This window comes from Kluyvera ascorbata (assembly GCF_023195735.1).
Classification (GTDB): Bacteria; Pseudomonadota; Gammaproteobacteria; order Enterobacterales; family Enterobacteriaceae; genus Kluyvera; species Kluyvera ascorbata.
The window spans coordinates 647,267-670,207 of record NZ_CP096201.1; the positions used below are offsets into that span (position 1 = coordinate 647,267).

The window sequence follows — 22,941 nt, forward strand, 5'->3', positions numbered from 1 at the left end:
AAAAACAGGAAAAGTACCCTATGTCCGCTCAGATGATGAATATTCGCCCGGAGTTTGACCGTGAAATCGTGGATATCGTGGATTATGTGATGCACTACGATATCACCTCCAAAGTGGCCTATGACACCGCCCACTACTGCCTGCTTGATACGCTGGGCTGCGGGCTGGAAGCGCTGGAGTATCCGGCCTGCAAAAAGCTGATGGGGCCGATTGTTCCGGGCACCGTGGTGCAGAACGGTGTGCGCGTGCCGGGCACTCAGTTCCAGCTCGACCCGGTGCAGGCGGCGTTTAATATTGGCGCGATGATCCGCTGGCTTGATTTCAACGATACCTGGCTTGCCGCCGAGTGGGGACATCCTTCTGATAACCTCGGTGGGATCCTGGCGACGGCGGACTGGCTGTCGCGTAATGCGGTGGCCGCAGGCAAAGCGCCGCTGACCATGAAGCAGGTGCTGACCGGCATGATAAAAGCCCATGAAATTCAGGGCTGTATTGCGCTCGAGAACGCTTTCAACCGCGTGGGGCTTGACCACGTGCTGCTGGTGAAAGTGGCCTCTACCGCGGTGGTGGCGGAGATGCTGGGGCTGACGCGCGATGAGATCCTTAACGCCGTCTCGCTGGCGTGGGTCGACGGTCAGTCGCTGCGCACCTATCGCCATGCGCCGAATGCCGGCACGCGTAAATCCTGGGCGGCAGGTGACGCCACCTCGCGCGCGGTGCGGTTGGCGCTGATGGCAAAGACCGGAGAGATGGGCTATCCGTCAGCGCTGACGGCGAAAACCTGGGGCTTCTATGATGTCTCGTTTAAGGGCGAAGCGTTCCGCTTCCAGCGCCCTTACGGCTCCTACGTGATGGAGAACGTGCTGTTTAAAATCTCCTTCCCGGCGGAGTTCCACTCGCAGACGGCGGTAGAAGCGGCGATGACGCTGTATGAGCAGATGCAGGCGGCGGGCAAAACGGCCGCCGATATCGAGAAGGTGACCATCCGCACTCACGAAGCCTGTATTCGCATCATCGATAAAAAAGGTCCGCTGAATAACCCGGCCGACCGTGACCACTGCATTCAGTACATGGTGGCGATTCCACTGCTGTTCGGCCGCTTAACCGCGGCGGACTACGAGGACAACGTGGCCCAGGATAAACGTATCGACGCTCTGCGCGAGAAGATTAGCTGCTTTGAAGACCCGGCGTTTACCGCCGACTACCACGCGCCGGATAAGCGGGCCATCGCCAATGCCATTACCCTCGAATTCACCGACGGCACGCGTTTTGAAGAAGTGGCCGTAGAGTACCCGATTGGCCACGCCCGCCGCCGCACAGACGGTATTCCGAAGCTTATCGATAAATTCAAAATCAACCTGGCGCGCCAGTTCCCAACCCGCCAGCAGCAGCGCATTTTGGATGTCTCCCTCGACAGAACTCGTCTGGAGCAGATGCCGGTGAATGAGTATATGGATCTGTTCGTTATCTGAAACACGACTCATCAGGCGTAAGTTCAACAGGAGAGCATTATGTCTTTTAGCGAGTTTTATCAGCGTTCCATTACCGAGCCGGAGACGTTTTGGGCCGAGCAGGCCCAGCGTATCGACTGGCAGATGCCTTTTACGCAGACGCTGGATAGCAGCCATCCGCCGTTTGCCCGCTGGTTTTGCGGCGGCACCACCAACTTATGTCACAACGCTATCGACCGCTGGCTGGACCAGCAGCCGGACGCGCTGGCGCTGATCGCGGTTTCGTCGGAGACCGAAGAGGAGCGTACATTTACCTTTCGCCAGCTGTATGACGAAGTGAACGCGGTGGCGTCGATGCTGCTGTCGCTGGGCGTGCAGCGCGGCGACCGGGTATTGGTTTATATGCCGATGATTGCCGAAGCGCAGATAACGCTGCTGGCCTGCGCGCGCATTGGTGCCATTCACTCGGTGGTGTTCGGCGGCTTTGCCTCGCACAGCGTGGCGGCGCGTATTGATGATGCCAGACCGGTGCTGATTGTCTCGGCGGACGCGGGCGCGCGCGGCGGCAAAATCATGCCGTATAAAAAGCTGCTCGATGATGCCATCGACCAGGCGCAGCATCAGCCACGTCACGTACTGCTGGTGGATCGCGGGCTGGCGAAAATGGCGCGCGTTGCCGGGCGCGATCTCGATTTCGCTACGCTGCGTCAGCAGCATGAAGGGGCGCGAGTACCGGTCGCCTGGCTTGAGTCCAACGAGACGTCCTGCATTCTCTATACCTCTGGCACCACCGGCAAACCGAAAGGCGTACAGCGCGACGTGGGCGGCTACGCGGTGGCGCTGGCAACCTCGATGGCGACCATTTTCGGCGGCAAAGCGGGCGGCGTATTCTTCTGCGCCTCGGATATCGGCTGGGTGGTCGGCCACTCTTATATTGTCTACGCACCGCTGCTGGCGGGCATGGCGACCATTGTCTACGAAGGCCTGCCGGTTTATCCCGACTGTAGCGTGTGGTGGAAAATCGTTGAGAAGTACCAGGTCAACCGCATGTTCTCAGCGCCAACCGCTATTCGCGTGTTGAAGAAGTACCCGACCGCGCAGATTCGCCACCACGATCTCTCCTCGCTGGAGGCGCTGTATCTGGCGGGAGAACCGCTCGACGAACCGACCGCCGCGTGGGTGACCGAGGCGCTGGGCGTTCCGGTAATCGACAACTACTGGCAGACCGAATCCGGCTGGCCGATTATGGCGATTGCCCGTGCGCTGGACGACAGGCCCTCACGCCTTGGCAGCCCCGGCGTGCCAATGTACGGCTACAACGTCCAACTGCTCAACGAAGTGACCGGTGAACCGTGCGGCGTTAACGAGAAAGGAATGCTGGTGATCGAAGGGCCGCTGCCGCCGGGCTGCATCCAGACTATCTGGGGCGATGACGAACGCTTTGTGAAAACCTACTGGTCGCTGTTTTCTCGCCAGGTCTACGCCACCTTTGATTGGGGCATCCGCGATGCCGACGGCTATTATTTCATTCTTGGCCGTACCGACGATGTGATAAATGTTGCCGGGCATCGTCTGGGAACGCGCGAGATAGAAGAGAGTATTTCCAGCTATCCGAACGTCGCGGAAGTGGCGGTGGTTGGTGTCAAAGATGCGCTAAAAGGGCAGGTGGCAGTGGCGTTTGTGATCCCGAAACAGAGCGACAGTTTGGACGATCGCGACGTCGCCCATTCGGAGAAAGAAGCGATCATGGCGCTGGTGGACAGCCAGATAGGTAACTTTGGCCGCCCGGCGAACGTCTGGTTTGTCTCGCAGCTGCCGAAAACGCGATCCGGCAAGATGCTGCGCCGTACGATCCAGGCAATATGCGAAGGGCGCGATCCGGGGGATCTGACGACGCTCGACGATCCGGCTGCGCTGCAACAGATTCGGCAGGCAATTGAGGCGGGGTGATAGGGTTGATGTTATCAACGTAAAAGGGCTGACGATTTCTCGTCAGCCCTTTTTTATCTGGTGGCCCCTGTTGGGTTTGAACCAACGACCAAGCGATTATGAGTCGCCTGCTCTAACCACTGAGCTAAGGGGCCGGGTAGCGGACGATTATAAAGTAACAGCGAGCGCCAATCCAGCGTTAAGCGTGCACATGCTGTTTTTATAAACAATGCATTTTCAATTCGTTATACTGATCTCACGATGTATTGATCGAGAATATTATGGTTAAGGACATTATTGATTCGGGGCTGCGGGTGCTGTTCTGCGGTATTAACCCGGGGCTGTCATCTTCTTCTCTGGGCTATCCCTTTGCCCATCCGGCAAACCGCTTCTGGAAGGTGCTGCACCTTGCGGGGTTTACCGAGCGTCAGCTGAAGCCGGAAGAGGCGGAGCAGATGCTGACGTTCCATTGTGGCGTCACTAAGCTGGTTGAGCGCCCGACGGTGCAGGCGAGTGAGGTCAGTCTGCAGGAACTGCGCAGCGGCGGGCAGGCGCTGATTGAGAAGGTTGAGCATTACAAGCCAGCTGCGCTGGCGGTGCTCGGCAAGCAGGCATTTGAGCGCGGCTTAGGGCAGCGCGGGGCGACGTGGGGTAAGCAGACCTACATGATTGGTGATACCGAGGTATGGGTGTTGCCGAACCCGAGCGGGCTGAGCCGGATTACGCTGGATAAGCTGGTAGAGGCGTATCAGGAACTGGATGTGGCGTTGAAAACGCGCGGCCTGTAGCCCGGCCAAGCGTAGCGCCGCCGGGAAATGCACCGAATTACAGGCAAAAAAAAGCTCCCATCAGGGAGCTTTTTTACGTTCTTACCGGGGCGATTAATCGTCCAGGAAGCTACGCAGCACTTCAGAGCGGCTTGGGTGACGCAGTTTACGCAGCGCCTTCGCTTCGATCTGACGGATACGTTCGCGGGTAACGTCAAACTGTTTACCCACTTCTTCCAGCGTGTGGTCGGTGTTCATATCGATACCGAAACGCATACGCAGGACTTTCGCTTCACGGGCGGTCAGGCCAGCCAGAACATCGTGGGTGGCAGCACGCAGGCTCTCGGTGGTTGCAGAGTCCAGCGGCAGCTCGAGGGTGGTATCCTCGATGAAATCACCCAGATGCGAATCTTCATCGTCGCCGATTGGCGTTTCCATGGAGATTGGCTCTTTGGCGATTTTCAGCACCTTACGAATCTTATCTTCCGGCATCAGCATGCGCTCGGCCAGCTCTTCTGGCGTCGGTTCACGACCCATCTCTTGCAGCATCTGGCGGGAGATACGGTTAAGCTTGTTAATGGTCTCAATCATATGCACCGGAATACGGATGGTGCGCGCCTGGTCTGCGATAGAACGGGTGATCGCCTGACGGATCCACCAGGTTGCGTAGGTGGAGAACTTGTAGCCGCGGCGGTATTCAAACTTATCTACCGCTTTCATCAGGCCGATGTTGCCTTCCTGAATCAGGTCAAGGAACTGCAGACCACGGTTGGTGTATTTCTTCGCGATAGAAATAACCAGACGTAAGTTTGCTTCAACCATCTCTTTCTTCGCACGGCGGGCTTTCGCTTCACCGATGGACATACGACGGTTGATATCTTTAACCTGCTCGATGGTCAGGCCGGTCTCTTCTTCAATCTGCTGCAGTTTCTGCAGGCTGCGCATAACGTCTTCTTTTACGTCGTGCAGCTTTTCAGACCACGGTTTGTTCATCGCGATAGCCGCGTTGAACCAGGTTTCGCTGGTTTCATTGCCGGTGAACAGAGTGATGAAGTTTTTCTTCGGCATTTTGCACTGTTCAACGCACATCTTCATGATGATACGTTCCTGGGTACGCACGCGGTCCATCATGGTACGCATGCTGTTTACCAGGTAGTCGAACTGCTTCGGTACCAGACGGAACTGCTTGAACACTTCAGACAGCTTCAGGATCTCTTCCTGAGCGCTGGCATGGCTACGGCCTTTTGCTTTGATCGTGTCGCGAGTGATTTCGTACTGAGTACGCAGCTCGCCAAATTTCTCACGCGCCAGCTCTGGGTCGATGCTGTTGTCATCGTCGCTGCTATCGTCGCTGTCGTCGTCTTCGTCTTCATCGTCGTCATCCATCTCTTCCTGAGACAGTTCGGAACCGACGTGAGTGGCGGTAGGCGCCATATCTTCTTCAGCGTTCGGGTCAACAAAACCGGTGATCAGGTCAGACAGACGCGCTTCTTCAGCTTCAACGCGATCGTACTGTTCCAGCAGGTAGGTAATGGCTTCTGGGTATTCGGCAACGGAGCACTGAACCTGGTTGATCCCGTCTTCGATGCGTTTAGCGATGTCGATTTCGCCTTCGCGGGTCAGCAGTTCTACCGTACCCATTTCGCGCATGTACATACGCACCGGGTCGGTTGTACGCCCGATTTCGGATTCCACGCTGGACAGAACCTGTGCAGCCGCTTCTTCCGCGTCTTCATCAGTGTTGTTGGAGGTTTCAGCCAGCAACAGATCATCGGCATCCGGCGCTTCTTCCATCACCTGAATGCCCATGTCGTTGATCATTTGGATGATGTCTTCGATCTGATCTGAATCGACGATATCTTCCGGCAGATGGTCATTGACCTCGGCATAGGTCAGATAGCCTTGCTCCTTACCACGCTGGACAAGAAGCTTGAGCTGTGACTGCGGGTTTTGCTCCATAAGACGGTATCCACACTTAATTCATTTGATTGGTGTCGGTCGGCGAACGAACCGCCGACATTTAAAGCGAGGGCGTACTTATATTAGTGCCGCTGCGCCTCGAGCGGCTGTCGGGGGCTTCCCGATCGGTATTCGGCAGTTAAGCCGTTAAATTCATTTTTTTTCCAGGGCCTGTCTGATTTCCCAGAACTCCCTGCGTTCTTCACTGCTTAAACCGTGCGTGCGATCGCGAGCTATCAACTCTTCCTGTCGCTGTTCAAGCATTGAATCAAAAATTCGGTTGAGCGTATCGGTGAACATTTTTTCAACGTTCTCATCCTTTATATCGTTCCAGGCTGAGAGTTTTTCAAGTGTTGAGTACTCACTTGTTCCACGATAGTTCTCTAAAAGCTGGCCCGTTGTCAGGCCCGGTTGCGCAACGCACAGGTTCACCAACTGAGTGAACAGGCTGAGACCTGGTAGCTTTGTCTGAGCCAGCCCATGCATAGGAGGTACAAGTGGTGCCAGATTTGGGTTTTGCACCAGTAGCCCTATAAGTATACGCATAGGCGTCTGTTTTATCTGCTGAGTCGGGCGAACAACGCCACTTTCTGCCTGTTTAGGCATTAAACGATCAAGTTGTGCATCGTCAAAGATGCCTAGCTTCAGACCCAGCGTCTGGCGCAGCTGAATGCGGTGCGCATCGCCCGGTACCTTGCTGATTAACGGGAGCGCCAGGGCAGCGAGCTGCGTGCTGCCGTCTGGTGTGCTCAGGTCAACCTGTGGCAGGAGGCTATTAAATAAGAACACGGAGAGCGGTTGAGCATGCTCCATCCGGGCTTCAAAAGCCTCTTTGCCTTCTTTACGAACCAGCGTGTCCGGGTCTTCACCGTCGGGCAGGAACATAAAGCGTAGCTGACGACCGTCGGTCATGTAAGGCATGGCCGTTTCCAGCGCACGCCATGCGGCATCGCGCCCGGCGCGGTCGCCGTCGTAACAGCAAATTACGTTATTCGTCGCACGGAACAGCATATGCATGTGGTCGGCTGTGGTTGATGTACCCAGTGAAGCCACCGCGTAGTTAATACCGTATTGCGCCAGAGCGACGACATCCATATAGCCTTCGACAACCAGCAGGCGCTGGGGTTCCGCGCTGTGCTGCTGGGCTTCATAAAGGCCATAAAGCTGGCGACCTTTATGGAAAATATCGGTTTCCGGGGAGTTGAGGTATTTCGGCGTATCGTTACCTAATACGCGACCTCCAAATCCAATAACCCGGCCTCGTTTGTCGCGAATCGGGAACATTACGCGATTGCGAAAACGGTCGTACGTTCTTCCCTGGTCGTTGTTGACCAGCATTCCGGCATCGAGCAGCAGCTTTCTGTTGTCGACATTACCGCCGAAACGTTTTAAGGCGTTGTCCCAGCCTGGCGGTGCAAAACCAATAGCAAAACGCTGGACAATCTCGGCACTCAGGCCGCGTTGCTCCAGGTACTGGCGTGCAGGCTCGGCGATGGGTTGTGTGAAGGATTGCTGATAAAAATCATTTAATCCTTCCATGAGTTGATAGAGATTTTGTCGTTGATGACGCTCTATCTGGCTCAGGCCTGTTCCGGCTTCATACGGCACTTCAAGATTGTGCATGGCCGCCAGTTCTTCAACGGTTTCAACGAACTCGAGCTTGTCGTAGTTCATCAGAAAGTCGATGGCATTGCCGTGTGCGCCGCAGCCGAAGCAGTGATAAAACTGCTTATCACCGTTTACGGTGAAAGAGGGGGTTTTCTCGTTATGGAACGGACAGCACGCATGGTAATTCTTGCCCTGTTTTTTAAGCTTCACCCGGGCATCGATCAGATCGATGATGTCGGTGCGTGCCAGCAGGTCATTGATGAATACGCGTGGGATTCGTCCAGCCATAAGCCCCGTTTATTTACACTTCATCCTTCAAACTGTCTCTGCGTTGGCCGCGTTCGTTCACCCCTGTCACTTACTTATGTAAGCTCCGGGGATTCACTCACTTGCCGCCTGGACACAGCATGAATGATTTTGTGTAAATGCTGATTTATAAACGAAAACAAGCCGCGCATTCCTTTCGGAAGCACGGCCTTGCAACTACAACTCGGTCTGACAATTGAGAGCCGATGCTCTCAAAAGATTAGTACAGACGAGTACGGCGTGCGTTTTCGCGAGCCAGTTTCTTCGCGTGACGTTTCACTGCAGAAGCTTTAGCGCGCTTACGTTCGGTAGTCGGTTTTTCATAGAACTCACGACGACGAACTTCCGCCAGAACACCTGCTTTTTCGCAGGAACGCTTGAAGCGACGCAGAGCTACGTCGAACGGCTCGTTTTCACGTACTTTAATTACCGGCATGTGCCTCTCACCTTTGATTAATTCGGTTTGCTGCTGGCATCAGCGCCAGCTTATTTCAAAATGGTGCGGAATTTTACTGCAACTACTGCTGCTTTGTAAAGCACCGGTGCCTTTTTTGAAATGAACTTTTTAAGGGTGAGGAGTATACACGAGGCAGCTTCCTGGGGCGAACAATGTTTTACAAGCCGGGATAGAAAACCTAAACTGCGCGATATTGAAACGAGGTAAATATAGCCATGCGTGTACTGGGTATTGAAACATCCTGCGATGAAACCGGCATCGCAATTTATGACGACGAAAAAGGTCTGTTAGCCAACCAACTGTATAGTCAGGTGAAATTACACGCTGACTACGGCGGCGTGGTGCCTGAACTGGCTTCGCGCGACCACGTGCGTAAAACGGTGCCGCTGATTCAGGAAGCCTTAAAAGAGGCTAATCTGACGGCTAAAGATATTGATGCTGTGGCCTATACCGCTGGTCCGGGTCTGGTCGGAGCGCTGCTGGTTGGGGCAACGGTTGGGCGTTCGCTGGCGTTTGCCTGGAACGTGCCGGCTATTCCTGTACACCATATGGAAGGACACCTTCTGGCACCGATGCTGGAAGATAACCCACCTGAATACCCGTTTGTGGCGCTGCTGGTTTCTGGTGGCCATACGCAGCTGATTAGCGTGACCGGTATCGGTGAATACACGCTGCTCGGCGAGTCGATTGACGATGCGGCGGGCGAAGCCTTTGATAAGACGGCGAAGCTGCTTGGTCTGGACTACCCTGGCGGCCCGATGCTGTCGAAACTGGCGTCGCAGGGCACGGAAGGGCGCTTTGTCTTCCCGCGTCCGATGACCGATCGCCCAGGGCTGGACTTCAGCTTCTCTGGTCTGAAAACGTTCGCGGCCAACACCATACGTAATAACGAGGCTGACGACCAAACTCGTGCCGATATCGCTCGTGCATTTGAAGATGCGGTGGTGGATACGCTGATGATCAAGTGTAAACGCGCGCTGGATCAAACCGGCTTCAAGCGTCTGGTGATGGCGGGCGGCGTGAGCGCCAACCGTACGCTGCGAGCGAAGCTGGCAGAAATGATGCAAAAACGTCGCGGCGAAGTGTTCTATGCACGCCCTGAGTTCTGTACCGATAACGGCGCGATGATTGCCTATGCGGGGATGGTGCGTCTGAAAACCGGCGTGAATGAATCGCTGGGTGTGACCGTTCGCCCGCGCTGGCCGCTGGCTGAACTGCCAGCCGCATAAGATATGCCCGATGGTAGCCCGGGCGAGGCGGTTACGCCGACCCCGGGGCTGTCCCGGCGTCGCGAAGCTCGGCTGGGCGACGTCAATTCCTCTGCTACTCTTCTTCTTTCTTCTGCTTACGCTTTTTCAAACGTGCCCAGATTTTTGTCTCCTGACGTCGCCATAGGCGCTGAATATTGTCATGATGACGCAACAGAATCAGGCATGAGAGCATCGACACCGGGAAGGTGTACTGAGGTTTAAACCACCAGACGTAAAACGGCGCGACCAGCGCGCTGACGATGGCGCCAAGCGAAGAATAGCCGCTGAGCAAAATAGTCAGCAGCCATGTCCCGGCCATCACGCCGGTGAGATCCCAGCCGATAGGCGCAATGGCGCCGAAAGCGGTAGCAACGCCTTTACCGCCCTGGAAATGGAAAAATACCGGCCAGATGTGGCCCAGACAGGCGGCAATCGCCACCAGGCCTAGCCAGAATGGGGAAAGGCCAAGGGCATACGCGCCCCAAACGGGCAGCATCCCTTTCAGGATGTCGAAAATCAGCACGGCTGCGGCTGCGCCTTTTCCGCCGATGCGTAACACGTTAGTGGCCCCGGGATTACCGGAACCACTGGTGCGAGGGTCAGGTAACCCCGCGATGCGGCAGACCAGAATGGCGCTGGAAATTGAGCCGCAAAGGTAGGCGAGGAGGATCATTCCAGGCTCGATTGCACTCATAACGCTGTTCCATTTTGAAAATGTCGAAGTATTCTCTGCATCTGTGGATAATACGCATAATTCGCCGGAAGTGGTATCCGGTTTAGCCTAAAACCAAGCAGGTCGTGATGGATATTGTATTTATAGAGCAACTTTCGGTAATCACCACTATTGGTGTTTATGACTGGGAACAAACCATTGAACAGAAGCTGGTGTTCGATATCGAATTAGGCTGGGATAACCGTAAAGCCGCCGCCAGCGACAACGTGGATGACTGTCTGAGCTACGCGGATATCAGCGAAGCGGTGGTTAAGCATGTCGAAGGCAGCCGTTTTGCGTTGGTCGAACGCGTGGCGGAAGAAGTCGCCGAGCTGCTGATGTCTCGCTTTAACTCCCCGTGGGTGCGCATCAAAGTGAGCAAACCGGGTGCCGTCGCCCGCGCGGCGAACGTCGGCGTTATTATTGAGCGTGGCCATAATCTGAAATAAAAGTATCAGCAGTAATATTATTTAAACCAATGTGATTTATACCGGTCATAGTGCCGGGTTTATTTTATTGTTTACTTTTTAAGGGTTTATTAATGAGCGATATACACTCGCTGCTGGTCGCGGCAATTTTGGGTGTGGTCGAAGGACTGACGGAGTTTCTGCCCGTATCCAGTACCGGACATATGATAATCGTAGGTCATCTACTGGGGTTTGAAGGAGAAACGGCGGATACCTTTGAAGTGGTTATCCAGCTAGGTTCGATTCTGGCCGTGGTGGTGATGTTCTGGCGCCGCCTGTTTGGGCTGATTGGCATCAACTTCGGGCGTCCGCCGGTTCACGAAGGTGAAGGCTCCGGGCGTTTATCGCTGATTCATATTCTGCTTGGCATGATCCCCGCGGTGGTACTGGGATTAGTGCTGCACGATAAAATTAAATCGCTGTTTAACCCGGTTAACGTAATGTACGCCCTGATTGTGGGCGGCCTGCTGTTAATCGCCGCCGAGTTGCTGAAACCGAAAAAACCAAGCGCGGTGGGCATTGATGATATGAGCTACCGTCAGGCCTTTGCGATTGGCTGCTTCCAGTGTCTCGCGCTGTGGCCAGGCTTTTCCCGCTCCGGGGCGACGATTTCCGGCGGTATGCTGATGGGCGTGAGTCGCTACGCTGCCTCTGAGTTCTCGTTCCTGCTGGCGGTGCCGATGATGATGGGCGCGACGGTGCTGGATCTCTATAAGAGCTGGCACTTCCTGACCGCCGCCGACATCCCGATGTTCGCGGTAGGCTTTGTGATGGCTTTCCTGGTTGCGCTGGTGGCGATTAAAACCTTCCTGCAGCTCGTGAAACGGATTTCGTTTATTCCGTTCGCTATCTACCGCTTCATTGTGGCGGCCGCCGTCTACGTGGTCTTCTTCTGATGAAGAGCCCTCAGTCTTTGGGCTGAGGGCAGCGCTTTTCCTTCCAGTTTGCTACCGCCAGAATACGACGGCGCGTCAGTTCTTCACGAATCTCCGGCCCTTTAAAGCCATCGTCGATAACTTCTTTATTACCCACGGCTTTCGCCGCCAGCCAGGCTTCGCGGAGCAAGCGCCCTTGCGGATAATCACAGGCTTCAAAGTGGGTTCTACCCCGCACGTCAGCCTCGCTGGTCAGCGCAATCTGCTCAACGCGCTGCGGCTTGCGCCAGGCGTCGATCGAGTCAAACAGCTTCACCAGCGTTTTGGGCTGCAGAATAGGCAGGGTATGGATGAGGTCGTGGAACTCGGCAACCAGCTTTGCCAGGTCGCGCATCTCGTTGGGCACCTTCAGGCGCTGGCAGAGCTGTTCAACCAGCTTCACGCCCGCCGGGCCGTGGCCATGATGACGCGGCCAGAATTCTTTTGGCGTGAGGCCTTTGCCTAAATCGTGGCACAGCGTGGCGAAGCGCACATCAATTTCCGGGCTCAGCATTGCTGCCATCGTCAACGTCATTAACGTATGCACGCCGGTATCAATTTCCGGATGCCATTTTTCTGGTGCCGGTACGCCATACAGTGCATCAATTTCCGGGAATAAAACCTTCAGCGCGCCGCAGTCGCGAAGCGTCTGGAAGAAGACCTGTGGGTTACGCGTGCCGAGCGCATTTTCTGTTTCTTTCCATACGCGTTCTGGCGTCAGATGGGCGAGCTCGCCAGCGTCGGTCATTTCGCGCATCAGCGTCATGGTTTCATCGGCAATACGGAAACTCAGATGGGCATAGCGCGCGGCAAAGCGCGCGACGCGCAGCACGCGAAGTGGGTCTTCACCGAAAGCAGGGGAAACGTGGCGCAGAATGCGCTGCTGGAGGTCGTTCTGGCCGCCGTAAGGGTCGATAATAGTGCCGTCGGCATCCTGAGCCAGCGCGTTGACGGTTAAATCGCGGCGCAGCAGGTCCTGCTCCAGCGTGACGTCCGGCGCGGCATAGCAGGTAAAGCCGGTATAGCCCGAGCCCGATTTACGCTCGGTGCGGGCAAGCGCGTACTCTTCGTGGCTTTCTGGGTGGAGGAATACAGGGAAATCGCGGCCTACCTGCTGGTAGCCCGCGTCGAGCATTTGCTGTGGCGTAGCGCCAACCACCACCCAATCTTTATCTTTGACCGGTAGTCCTAACAACCCGTCCCGAACTGCACCACCGACCAGATAACTCTTCACGCCACGCTTCTCCTCGACATTATTCTTTCTGGATAATACGAAAGAAGCACTGAGAACGCGAATCGGGGTTAGTTCATCCAGCGATCTTTACGCTTACGGCTCGGAATGATGTGCGGCAGAACCAGACCCAGGAGCAAGCCCATACCCAGCACACCGCCACCGTACATAAACCACTGCATAATGATGGTGCGTTGTTTGTCATCCAGCTGCAGGTTAGCGGCGTTCACTTTTTTCTGCGCGACAATAAGCTCATTCTTTAGCTTCTGGTTTTCATTTTTTAAACCATTAATCACGCTATCACTCTGGGCGACCTTTTTCTGCATTTCTGCGGTGCGCTGGTTCCAGGTGGTGTCGATATTGTTGAGCTTATCGGTCAGGGTTTTGACCTGATTTTCCAGATCCGGCACGCGGGTACGCAGGCTAGGCGTAGCGGTCAGTTCTTTCAGCGGGATCCATGCGGTGCGGCCGTTGCTGTCGCGAACCTGACCGTACTGGGTCGCATCGTTGGTCTGCAGCAGGGTCACTTCTTCGCCCGCATTCACCGTGCCCGCCAGGCGGTAATTATCACCCGGGCCGCTGCGGACCCAGGTGTTCAATTCGTCGGAAACGTAGCGCTTTTCATCAGCGTGCGCGATGGTGGAAGCGGTAAGTGTCAGTAAAGTAATGGCAATTAAGCGTAATTTTGGCATCAGATCATCGTTTTTGTCATAAAAGTGGAACGATAGTAGTGGCAACAGTCTGACGACGCAAAGCATTCTGCGGCAATCAGAATCCTCCAGGAGGAAAAAACGCCATCAGCGATTAGCCCGACAAATTGCGCATTGCATGGCAATTTGTCGCAAAATACTATCTACTGACAAAAAGAATACCTGTAAGTTCGCCACAAAGGTATTTCCGGGCAACGAAACCACAAGAATTCAATCATGGCTCAAGAAATCGAATTAAAATTTATTGTCGATAACGCTGGCGTTGAGACGCTGCGTAATCACCTTAACACCCTCGATGCAGAGCACACGCCTGCAACTCAGTTACTGAATATCTACTACGAAACCGCCGATAACTGGCTGCGCCGCCACGATATGGGGCTGCGCATTCGCGGCGATAACGGTCGCTATGAGATGACGATGAAAATCGCCGGGCGCACCGTGGGCGGGCTGCACCAGCGCCCGGAATACAATATTGATATCAGTACTCCCGAGCTGGCGCTCGATAAGCTGCCGGCAGAAGTCTGGCCGAACGGTGAAATGCCGGAAGGGCTAGCGGAGCAGGTGCAGCCGTTGTTCAGCACCGATTTCCTTCGCGAGAAGTGGGTGGTGTCACAGGGGAAAAGCCGCATTGAGGTCGCGCTGGATCTGGGCGACGTTAAAGCCGGTGAGCATCAGGAAGCTATCTGCGAACTGGAGCTTGAACTGCTGAACGGCGAGACCGCCGACGTGCTGGCGCTGGCGAAACAGCTGGCGGAAACCGGCCTGCTGCGTCAAGGCAGCCTGAGCAAAGCCGCTCGCGGATACCATCTGGCGCAGGGCAATGAAGCGCGCGCGATGAAACCGCTGACCATTCTTTCACTGCCGCCGAAAGCGACGGTAGGTCAGGCGCTGGAAGCTGCGCTGGAAAAAGCGCTCGCCCACTGGCAGTACCACGAAGAACTGTGGCTGCGCGGCAACAAAAAGGCAAAAGTGGAAGTGCTGAATGCGCTGGGCCTGGTGCGCCATATTCTGACGCTGTTTGGCGGCATTGTGCCGCGTAAGGCCAGCGCCGCGCTGCGCGATGGGCTAACCCAGATTGATGCGCTGATGGCGAGCGAGGCATCCGCACACGACGCGGTATTCAGCCGTGAGACGGCGCTGACGAAGCTTGCTTACACCGAATGGCTGGTACTGCACGGCTGGGAGGCATTCCTGGACGCTAAAGCAGAAGCCAAAATGGCCGACTCATTTAAGCGCTTTGCCGATATTCATCTTTCTCGTCAGGCAGCTGAGTTGCGCACCGTTTTTGCTTACCCGTTGGGTGATGCTTACGGCGATCAACTGCCACGTTTGATCCGCGATATAAACACCGTTCAACTGCTGGCGGGCTATTACGATACCGACCAGGCTGAACGCTGGCTGGCGAACTGGCAGGGCTTGCGCCACGCGATTGAAACTCGCCAGCACATTGAAATTGAACATTTCCGTAATGAGGCTCTGTCGGTCGAACCATTCTGGCTACACAGCGGAAAACGTTAATTAACTTCAGGGAACCCGCGTATGACGCCGCTTTCTTCGCAGTTACAGCAGCACTGGCAAACGCTCGTAGAGCGAGCCCCGGATGATTTTCCTATCGGGTCGCTTGGCGTTGAAGCGCAGGCTGTTTTCACCTTTAGTGATTTTGTTCAGCAAAGTGTAACGGCGCACCCCGAGTGGCTGGCGTCGCTAGAAAGCGACCCGCCGCAGGCGGATGAGTGGCGGCAATATTCGGGTTGGCTCCAGGCGGAGCTGGCTGAGGTGTACGATGAAACGGCGCTGATGCGCGTCTTGCGGCTGTTTCGCCGCCGGGTGATGGTACGCATTGCCTGGGCGCAGGCGCTGTCGCAGGTCTCCGAAGAAGATACGCTCCAGCAGTTGAGCCATCTGGCGGAAACGCTGATCGTCAACGCGCGCAACTGGCTCTACGAGGCCTGCTGTCGCGATTGGGGCACGCCGTGCAGTGCGGATGGTGTGCCGCAGCCGCTGCTGATCCTCGGTATGGGCAAGCTGGGCGGCGGAGAGCTGAATTTCTCCTCCGATATCGACCTGATCTTTGCCTGGCCAGAACACGGCAGTACCCAAGGCGGGCGTCGCGAACTGGATAACGCCCAGTTCTTTACCCGCCTCGGCCAGCGCCTGATTAAGGTGCTGGATCAACCGACGCAGGACGGTTTCGTCTACCGCGTTGATATGCGCCTGCGGCCGTTTGGCGACAGCGGCCCGCTGGTGCTGAGCTTTGCCGCGCTGGAAGATTATTACCAGGAGCAGGGGCGTGACTGGGAGCGCTATGCCATGGTTAAAGCGCGGATCATGGGCGATGACGACGGCGTGTACACCAGCGAGCTGCGGGCCATGCTGCGGCCGTTTGTCTTCCGCCGCTATATCGACTTTAGCGTGATCCAGTCGCTGCGTAATATGAAAGGGATGATCACCCGCGAAGTACGCCGCCGGGGTTTGAAAGATAACATCAAGCTTGGCGCGGGCGGCATTCGCGAAATCGAGTTTATCGTTCAGGTCTTTCAGCTGATCCGCGGCGGGCGTGAGCCGACGCTGCAAAGCCGCTCGCTGCTGCCAACGCTCAAAGCCATTGAAACCCTGAATCTGCTGTCGGAAACCGACGCGCAGGCGCTGCGTGAGGCGTATCTATTCTTACGCCGCCTTGAAAACCTGCTGCAAAGCATCAACGACGAACAGACGCAGACGCTGCCTGGCGATGACCTCAACCGCGCCCGTCTGGCGTGGGGAATGCATTTTTCCGATTGGGCCTCGCTGACCGAGCGGCTGGATACTTTGATGGCGGAAGTGCGTCGCGTCTTTAACGAGCTTATCGGCGACGATGAAGAGCCCTCGCAGGAAGAACAGCTTTCGGAGTCCTGGCGTGAGCTATGGCAGGATACCCTGCAGGAAGATGATTCTCCGTCGGGGCTGGTGCATCTGAGCAACGACGACCGCCACCGCGTGCTGTCGCAGATTGCCGACTTCCGTAAAGAACTGGATAAGCGCACCATTGGCCCGCGTGGGCGTCAGGTACTGGACTCGCTGATGCCGCATCTGCTGAGCGAAGTGTGCTCGCGTGAAGATGCCACGGTATTGCTTACGCGCATTACTCCGCTGCTGAGCGGCATTGTTACTCGTACCACTTACCTCGAACTATTAAGCGAATACCCCGGCACCTTAAAGCATCTTATCCGCCTGTGCGCCGCGTCGCCGATGGTGGCAAGCCAGCTTGCGCGCTACCCGCTGCTGCTGGATGAGCTGCTTGACCCGAACACGCTCTATCAGCCGACGGCGACCGATGCTTATCGTGACGAGCTGCGTCAGTATCTGCTGCGCGTACCGGAAGAGGACGAAGAGCAGCAGCTGGAAGCCCTGCGTCAGTTTAAGCAGGCGCAGTTGCTGCACATTGCCGCCGCCGATATCGCCGGTACGTTGCCGGTGATGAAGGTCAGCGACCACTTAACCTGGCTTGCGGAAGCGATGATTGATGCCGTGGTCCAGCAGGCGTGGGTGCAGATGGTGGCGCGCTATGGACAGCCAACCCATCTTCGGGAGCGTCACGGGCGCGGGTTTGCAGTGATTGGTTACGGCAAGCTCGGCGGATGGGAGCTGGGCTATAGCTCAGATTTGGATCTGGTCTTCCTGCACGACTGCCCGATGGACGCCATGACCGACGGCGAACGGGAAATCGACGGTCGTCAGTTCTATCTGCGTCTGGCGCAGCGCATTATGCACCTGTTCAGCACGCGTACTTCGTCTGGCATTCTGTATGAAGTCGATGCGCGTCTGCGCCCCTCCGGCGCGGCGGGTATGCTGGTAACCACCGCTGAATCGTTTGCTGATTATCAGCAAAACGAAGCGTGGACTTGGGAGCATCAGGCGCTGGTGCGCGCCCGCGTGGTCTACGGCGACCCGCAGCTGCAGCAGCAGTTCGACGAGATCCGTCGACGTATTCTGACCACTTCGCGCGAGGGTACGGCGCTGCAAACCGAAGTGCGCGAGATGCGTGAAAAAATGCGCGCGCATTTGGGCGGCAAGCAGCGCGACCGTTTTGATATTAAAACCGATGCGGGTGGGATAACGGATATTGAATTTATCACCCAGTATCTGGTGCTGCGCTATGCCCACGAGAAGCCGAAGCTGACCCGTTGGTCGGATAACGTGCGTATTCTCGAACTGCTAGCGCAAAACGACATTATGGACGAGCACGAAGCACAGGCACTCACCCGTGCCTACACCACGTTGCGCGATGCGTTACATCACCTGGCGCTTCAGGAGCTGCCGGGAAATGTCGATTTATCAAGCTTCGTGCGGGAGCGTGAACTAGTCAGTGCCAGTTGGCAGAAGTGGCTGGTTCAACCGTGAAATGTGCTATTATCGCGCCAAAATTTTGATTCTCTCAGGAGACAAGAATGAAAGTAACGCTGCCGGAATTTGAACGCGCAGGAGTGATGGTGGTTGGCGACGTCATGCTGGATCGCTATTGGTATGGTCCAACCAGCCGTATTTCCCCGGAAGCCCCGGTCCCCGTAGTGAAGGTGGAAACTATAGAAGAACGCCCGGGCGGCGCGGCAAACGTGGCGATGAACATTGCGTCCCTGGGGGCAGGTTCACGTCTGGTCGGTCTGACCGGTATCGATGATGCCGCACGCGCATTGAATAAAGCGCTGGCCGACGTCAACGTGAAATGTGACTTCGTTTCCGTACCGACGCACCCGACGATCACCAAGCTGCGCGTACTGTCGCGTAATCAGCAGTTGATTCGTCTGGACTTTGAAGAAGGCTTTGCCGGCGTTGATCCACAGCCGCTGCATGACCGCATTCAGAGCAGTTTGCCGAGCGTAGGCGCACTGGTACTGTCTGACTACGCTAAAGGCGCGCTGGAAAGCGTTCAGCAGATGATTCAGCTGGCGCGCAAAGCAAATGTGCCAGTGCTTATCGATCCGAAGGGCACCAATTTCGAACGCTATCGTGGCGCAACGCTGCTGACGCCGAACCTCTCTGAGTTTGAAGCGGTGGTTGGTAAGTGCAAGGACGAAGCGGAGATCGTTGAACGGGGCATGAAGCTGATTGCTGATTACGATCTCGCTGCGCTGCTGGTGACACGTTCCGAGCAGGGTATGACGCTGCTGCAGCCGGGCAAAGCGCCGTTGCATCAGCCAACGCAGGCTCAGGAAGTGTACGATGTGACCGGTGCAGGCGATACCGTTATCGGTGTACTGGCGGCGACGTTGGCCTCTGGCAAAACGCTGGAAGAGGCCTGCTTCTTTGCTAACGCTGCGGCGGGTGTCGTTGTGGGCAAACTGGGTACTTCTACCGTTTCGCCAATCGAACTGGAGAATGCTGTGCGCGGTCGCGCGGATACCGGTTTTGGCGTAATGAGCGAAGAAGAGCTGAAAAATGCGGTTGCCGCTGCCCGTCGCCGTGGCGAGAAAGTGGTGATGACCAACGGCGTGTTCGATATTCTGCACGCGGGGCACGTCTCCTATCTGGCTAACGCGCGTAAGTTGGGCGATCGTCTGATTGTTGCGGTAAACAGCGATGCTTCTACCAAACGTCTGAAAGGTGAAACCCGCCCGGTTAACCCGCTGGATCAGCGCATGATTGTGTTGGGCGCGCTGGAGTCCGTGGACTGGGTCGTATCATTTGAAGAAGATACCCCGCAGCGTCTGATTGCCGAGATCCTGCCGGATCGTCTGGTCAAAGGCGGCGACTATAAGCCAGAGCAAATTGCCGGTAGCGAAGAAGTGTGGGCGAATGGCGGTGAAGTGCTGGTGCTGAACTTTGAAGATGGTTGTTCTACGACCAATATTATCAAGAAGATTCAGAAAGATAGCGAGAAGTAGTGCGCTAAATTTCCCCCTCACCCTAACCCTCTCCCCGTGGAGGATAGGGCCGGGGTGAGGGGGCTGTATTCTTACTCTTTGTCGTCTACGACCGGTGCCGCAGCGCGGTTTTCCAGCTCGCTAATCCGCTGTTCCAGCAGCGCCAGCTTCTCACGCGTACGCAGCAGAACCTGAGTCTGCACGTCAAACTCTTCACGGCTCACCACATCAAGACGCGTCAGCTGTGACTGGATCACCTGACGAACTTTCTTTTCAATATCATCCCCGAACTCACGCAGGCCTTTCGGCATGGATTCGTGGACCTGGCGGGCGATTTGTTCAATTTTTTTCGGGTCGATCATCTCTTGTTCCCTGATTCTGTCGGCATGAACGTTATTGTAGTGTCTTATCCCGGTGCGATAAACCAGAATTGTTCGAAGCTTATGCATTGCCGAAGATAGTCATTGGCGTTATAGTAAGTACGCTTATTCTCAGGGCGGGGCGAAATTCCCCACCGGCGGTAAATCAGCAACATCCAAAGAAGTTCGCGTTGCAGCAAGGCGGCAACTGAGCGAGTCACCAGGAGTTTAGTCAACTAAATGACTGGTGTGAGCGAAGGCAGCCAACGCAGCGGCAGCGTGAAATTCGAAGGATTGGCTGAAAGCCCGCGAGCGCTTCCTATGAACATGGGAAGGTCAGCAGATCCGGTGTAATTCCGGGGCCGACGGTTAGAGTCCGGATGGGAGAGAGTAACGATTCAGTTGGGTCAAGAGCCCGCTCGCGTTATCCATTTGCCGTTTATCGGCACTCCTAAGACTGCCCTGATTCTGGTAACCATAATATTAATGAGGTTTTTTTACCATGAATCAGACGCTACTTTCCTCTTTTGGTACTCCGTTCGAACGCGTTGAAAACGCGCTGATTGCTCTGCGCGAAGGTCGCGGTGCGATGGTGCTGGACGACGAAGATCGCGAGAACGAAGGCGACATGATCTTTGCCGCCGAAAACATGACCGTTGAACAAATGGCGCTGACTATCCGTCACGGTAGCGGCATCGTTTGTCTGTGTCTCACCGACGAACGTCGTAAACAGTTGGATCTGCCGATGATGGTAGAAAACAACACCAGCGCTTACGGCACCGGCTTTACCGTCACTATCGAAGCGGCTCACGGCGTGACCACCGGCGTTTCCGCCGCTGACCGTCTGACTACCGTTCGCGCGGCAATTGCCGACAACGCGAAACCTTCCGACCTGAACCGTCCTGGCCACGTTTTCCCACTGCGCGCGCAGCCGGGTGGCGTGCTGACCCGTGGTGGTCACACGGAAGCGACGATCGACTTGGTTTCTCTGGCAGGTTTTAAACCGGCTGGCGTACTGTGTGAACTGACCAACGACGACGGCACCATGGCGCGTGCGCCAGAATGCATCAAGTTTGCGAAAGAACACAATATGGCGCTGGTCACCATTGAAGACCTGGTGGCATACCGTCGTGAGCACGAGCGTAAAGCCAGCTGATTTTAGCGGCCTACGTGATAAAGCCCGGTTTGCGATACGCACCGGGCTTTTTTATTGTCTGTCGTCAGCCAATGCCCATCGATTGCAGAATCACCAGGCTCATTCCCATCACCGACATTCCGCACAGGACGCCGTAGCTTGGGTTATTGTTAGGGTCTATTTCTTTGGCCAGCGGCATGAGTTCATCCACGGAAAGGGCGACCATAATCCCGGCGACCGCCGCCATAATCGAGGCCATCAGCACCGGTGACACCATGCTGCCGAGAATCGCCCACGCCAGCACGCCGCCCAGTATTTCCGCCATACCGGAAATCCCCGCCCAGAAAACGGCTTTACGCTTTGAACCCGTTGCGGCATAGACCGGCCCGGCGACCGCCAGCCCTTCAGGAATATTGTGCAGTGCTACGGCGAGTGCGATACCAAAGCCTAGCTCGAGATTGTTGCTGGCAGTGACGAAGGTCGCGATGCCTTCCGGGAAGTTGTGCAGGCTGATGCCAAGGGTCAGCAAAATGGCGGTGCGGCGAATATTGCGCGGCAGCGGCTGGGTGTTTTTCTGCATCAGATCCTGCGGATGCGCGTGCGGTAGGGCGCGATCGAGGGCGAAATAGCCAATCAGCCCAATGACAAACATTCCGTAACCCAGCACTGGCGACATCCCCGGCGCGTCAAGCGCGGCGGGCAGCATCTCCATTAAGGAGATAAGCAGCATAATGCCGGCAGCAAAGCCGAGTGAAAAGGCGAGTACCCGGTTGGACGGTTTTTGCCCGATAACCCCGAGAATTGCACCGATAAAGGTGGCAGCTCCTGCCAGTAATGTCAGAATCAGCGGTACCGACATCGCTTACTCCTTATGATAATGATTATCATTCATGATATTGAAAATCGTCGCGGCTGGCGAGAGGCGACGTTAATCTTTACTTCATCCTTACATTCAAATTTTCTGAAGATCATCATCACGCTTATCTGAGTTTATCCTCACTGAAAACAGGTTAATGTGGTGTTATTCAATTATTCCCTCTGGAAGGATAACATCATGTCTCGTAGCCGAATGCCAGCACTGTTTTTAGGTCACGGTAGCCCGATGAACGTACTGGATGATAACCTCTATACCCGTACCTGGCAGCACCTGGGCGAAACTTTACCGCGTCCAAAAGCGATCGTGGTGGTGTCTGCGCACTGGTTTACCCGCGGCACGGGCGTGACGGCGATGGAAACCCCGAAAACGATCCACGATTTCGGCGGCTTTCCGCAGGCGCTTTACGATACCCATTACCCGGCTCCGGGCTCCCCGGCGCTGGCGCAGAAGCTGGTAGAGCTGCTGGCTCCTGTTCCGGTGGCGCTGGATAAAGAGGCCTGGGGCTTTGACCACGGCTCCTGGGGCGTGCTGATTAAGATGTACCCGAATGCGGATATCCCGATGGTACAGCTGAGTATCGACAGCACAAAACCGGCGGCGTGGCACTTTGAAATGGGTCGTAAGCTGGCAAGCCTGCGTGATGAAGGCATCATGCTGGTGGCGAGTGGCAACGTTGTGCATAACTTGCGTACGGCGAAATGGCACGGTGATTCAACGCCTTATCCATGGGCGACGTCGTTCAACGATTATGTGAAGGCAAACCTGGACTGGAAAGGGCCGGTAGAACAGCATCCGCTGGTGAACTATCTGTCACACGAAGGCGGTTCGCTGTCGAACCCAACGGCGGATCACTTCCTGCCGCTGCTTTATGTGCTGGGTGCCTGGGATGGCGAAGAGCCCATCACGATCCCGGTAGACGGTATCGAAATGGGCTCCCTGAGTATGCTGTCGGTATTAATCGGCTAGCAA

19 protein-coding genes and 1 tRNA gene are annotated in these 22,941 nt (G+C 55.8%); 11 read left to right on the forward strand and 9 right to left on the reverse strand.

Translation table 11 applies throughout. The annotated features are described in order from the left end of the window. The first annotated feature begins 20 nt into the window (after positions 1 to 20). Positions 21 to 1,472, forward strand: coding sequence for a bifunctional 2-methylcitrate dehydratase/aconitate hydratase (locus MY052_RS03105; RefSeq protein ID WP_248538187.1), 1,452 nt, complete (start codon positions 21 to 23; stop codon positions 1,470 to 1,472). Positions 1,473 to 1,511: 39 nt separating this feature from the next. Further along, the gene (gene prpE / locus MY052_RS03110) at positions 1,512 to 3,401 is read left to right on the forward strand and encodes a propionate--CoA ligase (protein WP_248538188.1); all 1,890 of its coding nucleotides are present in this window, start codon (positions 1,512 to 1,514) and stop codon (positions 3,399 to 3,401) included. Positions 3,402 to 3,459: 58 nt separating this feature from the next. Here the strand turns inward: prpE and MY052_RS03115 are convergent. Next, positions 3,460 to 3,535, reverse strand: a tRNA-Ile gene (locus MY052_RS03115). 126 nt (positions 3,536 to 3,661) lie between these two features. Here MY052_RS03115 and mug point away from each other — a divergent pair. After that, entirely contained in the window at positions 3,662 to 4,168 is a 507-nt protein-coding gene (gene mug / locus MY052_RS03120) for a G/U mismatch-specific DNA glycosylase (protein WP_248538189.1), read from the forward strand. A gap of 93 nt (positions 4,169 to 4,261) precedes the next feature. Here mug and rpoD read toward each other — a convergent pair whose 3' ends face one another. From rpoD to rpsU, 3 genes are all read right to left on the reverse strand, one after another. Next, the gene (rpoD, locus tag MY052_RS03125) at positions 4,262 to 6,106 is read right to left on the reverse strand and encodes an RNA polymerase sigma factor RpoD (protein ID WP_035893681.1); all 1,845 of its coding nucleotides are present in this window, start codon (positions 6,104 to 6,106) and stop codon (positions 4,262 to 4,264) included. Positions 6,107 to 6,259: 153 nt separating this feature from the next. Continuing rightward, on the reverse strand, positions 6,260 to 8,002 hold the full coding sequence (gene dnaG / locus MY052_RS03130) for a DNA primase (protein WP_248538190.1): 1,743 nt from the start codon (positions 8,000 to 8,002) through the stop codon (positions 6,260 to 6,262). A gap of 238 nt (positions 8,003 to 8,240) precedes the next feature. Beyond that, entirely contained in the window at positions 8,241 to 8,456 is a 216-nt protein-coding gene (rpsU, locus tag MY052_RS03135) for a 30S ribosomal protein S21 (RefSeq protein ID WP_001144069.1), read from the reverse strand. A gap of 236 nt (positions 8,457 to 8,692) precedes the next feature. Between rpsU and tsaD the strand changes: the two genes are divergently transcribed. Further along, a complete protein-coding gene (gene tsaD, locus MY052_RS03140) occupies positions 8,693 to 9,706 on the forward strand; it encodes a tRNA (adenosine(37)-N6)-threonylcarbamoyltransferase complex transferase subunit TsaD (RefSeq protein WP_202217157.1) in 1,014 nt (337 codons plus the stop codon). A 94-nt stretch (positions 9,707 to 9,800) separates the two neighbouring features. Here tsaD and plsY read toward each other — a convergent pair whose 3' ends face one another. Then, positions 9,801 to 10,421 (reverse strand): glycerol-3-phosphate 1-O-acyltransferase PlsY, encoded by a 621-nt coding sequence (plsY, locus tag MY052_RS03145; protein WP_123652351.1) that lies wholly within the window; start codon positions 10,419 to 10,421, stop codon positions 9,801 to 9,803. A gap of 107 nt (positions 10,422 to 10,528) precedes the next feature. Here plsY and folB point away from each other — a divergent pair, with 107 nt between their 5' ends. Both folB and bacA read left to right on the forward strand, forming a co-directional pair. Next, positions 10,529 to 10,888 (forward strand): bifunctional dihydroneopterin aldolase/7,8-dihydroneopterin epimerase, encoded by a 360-nt coding sequence (gene folB / locus MY052_RS03150; RefSeq protein ID WP_035893690.1) that lies wholly within the window; start codon positions 10,529 to 10,531, stop codon positions 10,886 to 10,888. Positions 10,889 to 10,980: 92 nt separating this feature from the next. Beyond that, positions 10,981 to 11,802 carry an undecaprenyl-diphosphate phosphatase gene (gene bacA / locus MY052_RS03155; RefSeq protein WP_035893692.1) on the forward strand — a complete coding sequence of 274 codons (822 nt, stop codon included), beginning with the start codon at positions 10,981 to 10,983 and terminating at the stop codon, positions 11,800 to 11,802. Positions 11,803 to 11,812: 10 nt separating this feature from the next. On the opposite strand, the gene MY052_RS03160 is transcribed toward bacA, so the two are convergent. Beyond that, a complete protein-coding gene (locus MY052_RS03160) occupies positions 11,813 to 13,054 on the reverse strand; it encodes a multifunctional CCA addition/repair protein (RefSeq protein ID WP_248538191.1) in 1,242 nt (413 codons plus the stop codon). 68 nt (positions 13,055 to 13,122) lie between these two features. After that, on the reverse strand, positions 13,123 to 13,743 hold the full coding sequence (locus tag MY052_RS03165) for a TIGR04211 family SH3 domain-containing protein (protein WP_035893696.1): 621 nt from the start codon (positions 13,741 to 13,743) through the stop codon (positions 13,123 to 13,125). Positions 13,744 to 13,977: 234 nt separating this feature from the next. On the opposite strand from MY052_RS03165, the gene MY052_RS03170 reads away from it, so the two are divergent. From MY052_RS03170 to hldE, 3 genes are read left to right on the forward strand one after another with little or no spacing between them, the layout of a single operon-like run. Further along, the gene (locus MY052_RS03170; RefSeq protein ID WP_248538192.1) at positions 13,978 to 15,279 is read left to right on the forward strand and encodes a CYTH domain-containing protein; all 1,302 of its coding nucleotides are present in this window, start codon (positions 13,978 to 13,980) and stop codon (positions 15,277 to 15,279) included. Positions 15,280 to 15,300: 21 nt separating this feature from the next. After that, entirely contained in the window at positions 15,301 to 18,141 is a 2,841-nt protein-coding gene (gene glnE, locus MY052_RS03175; protein ID WP_248538193.1) for a bifunctional [glutamate--ammonia ligase]-adenylyl-L-tyrosine phosphorylase/[glutamate--ammonia-ligase] adenylyltransferase, read from the forward strand. A gap of 47 nt (positions 18,142 to 18,188) precedes the next feature. Continuing rightward, the gene (gene hldE, locus MY052_RS03180) at positions 18,189 to 19,622 is read left to right on the forward strand and encodes a bifunctional D-glycero-beta-D-manno-heptose-7-phosphate kinase/D-glycero-beta-D-manno-heptose 1-phosphate adenylyltransferase HldE (protein ID WP_035893702.1); all 1,434 of its coding nucleotides are present in this window, start codon (positions 18,189 to 18,191) and stop codon (positions 19,620 to 19,622) included. A 71-nt stretch (positions 19,623 to 19,693) separates the two neighbouring features. Here hldE and ubiK read toward each other — a convergent pair whose 3' ends face one another. Further along, complete coding sequence (gene ubiK / locus MY052_RS03185; protein WP_035893703.1) at positions 19,694 to 19,963, reverse strand: ubiquinone biosynthesis accessory factor UbiK; 270 nt, start codon at positions 19,961 to 19,963, stop codon at positions 19,694 to 19,696. Positions 19,964 to 20,462: 499 nt separating this feature from the next. On the opposite strand from ubiK, the gene ribB reads away from it, so the two are divergent. Continuing rightward, positions 20,463 to 21,116: a 3,4-dihydroxy-2-butanone-4-phosphate synthase gene (ribB, locus tag MY052_RS03190; RefSeq protein WP_035893704.1), complete on the forward strand. Its 654-nt coding sequence runs from the start codon at positions 20,463 to 20,465 to the stop codon at positions 21,114 to 21,116. A 64-nt stretch (positions 21,117 to 21,180) separates the two neighbouring features. Here ribB and zupT read toward each other — a convergent pair whose 3' ends face one another. Further along, complete coding sequence (gene zupT / locus MY052_RS03195; protein ID WP_202217162.1) at positions 21,181 to 21,954, reverse strand: zinc transporter ZupT; 774 nt, start codon at positions 21,952 to 21,954, stop codon at positions 21,181 to 21,183. A gap of 195 nt (positions 21,955 to 22,149) precedes the next feature. Between zupT and ygiD the strand changes: the two genes are divergently transcribed. Further along, a complete protein-coding gene (ygiD, locus tag MY052_RS03200; RefSeq protein ID WP_248538194.1) occupies positions 22,150 to 22,938 on the forward strand; it encodes a 4,5-DOPA-extradiol-dioxygenase in 789 nt (262 codons plus the stop codon). Positions 22,939 to 22,941: the final 3 nt, after the last annotated feature.

Coding starts and splice junctions, on each gene's coding strand:
- MY052_RS03105 (WP_248538187.1), top strand. CDS start 21: ATGTCCGCTCAGATGATGAATATTCGCCCGGAGTTTGACCGTGAAATC.
- prpE (WP_248538188.1), top strand. CDS start 1,512: ATGTCTTTTAGCGAGTTTTATCAGCGTTCCATTACCGAGCCGGAGACG.
- mug (WP_248538189.1), top strand. CDS start 3,662: ATGGTTAAGGACATTATTGATTCGGGGCTGCGGGTGCTGTTCTGCGGT.
- rpoD (WP_035893681.1), bottom strand. CDS start 6,106: ATGGAGCAAAACCCGCAGTCACAGCTCAAGCTTCTTGTCCAGCGTGGT.
- dnaG (WP_248538190.1), bottom strand. CDS start 8,002: ATGGCTGGACGAATCCCACGCGTATTCATCAATGACCTGCTGGCACGC.
- rpsU (WP_001144069.1), bottom strand. CDS start 8,456: ATGCCGGTAATTAAAGTACGTGAAAACGAGCCGTTCGACGTAGCTCTG.
- tsaD (WP_202217157.1), top strand. CDS start 8,693: ATGCGTGTACTGGGTATTGAAACATCCTGCGATGAAACCGGCATCGCA.
- plsY (WP_123652351.1), bottom strand. CDS start 10,421: ATGAGTGCAATCGAGCCTGGAATGATCCTCCTCGCCTACCTTTGCGGC.
- folB (WP_035893690.1), top strand. CDS start 10,529: ATGGATATTGTATTTATAGAGCAACTTTCGGTAATCACCACTATTGGT.
- bacA (WP_035893692.1), top strand. CDS start 10,981: ATGAGCGATATACACTCGCTGCTGGTCGCGGCAATTTTGGGTGTGGTC.
- MY052_RS03165 (WP_035893696.1), bottom strand. CDS start 13,743: ATGCCAAAATTACGCTTAATTGCCATTACTTTACTGACACTTACCGCT.
- MY052_RS03170 (WP_248538192.1), top strand. CDS start 13,978: ATGGCTCAAGAAATCGAATTAAAATTTATTGTCGATAACGCTGGCGTT.
- glnE (WP_248538193.1), top strand. CDS start 15,301: ATGACGCCGCTTTCTTCGCAGTTACAGCAGCACTGGCAAACGCTCGTA.
- hldE (WP_035893702.1), top strand. CDS start 18,189: ATGAAAGTAACGCTGCCGGAATTTGAACGCGCAGGAGTGATGGTGGTT.
- ubiK (WP_035893703.1), bottom strand. CDS start 19,963: ATGATCGACCCGAAAAAAATTGAACAAATCGCCCGCCAGGTCCACGAA.
- ribB (WP_035893704.1), top strand. CDS start 20,463: ATGAATCAGACGCTACTTTCCTCTTTTGGTACTCCGTTCGAACGCGTT.
- zupT (WP_202217162.1), bottom strand. CDS start 21,954: ATGTCGGTACCGCTGATTCTGACATTACTGGCAGGAGCTGCCACCTTT.
- ygiD (WP_248538194.1), top strand. CDS start 22,150: ATGTCTCGTAGCCGAATGCCAGCACTGTTTTTAGGTCACGGTAGCCCG.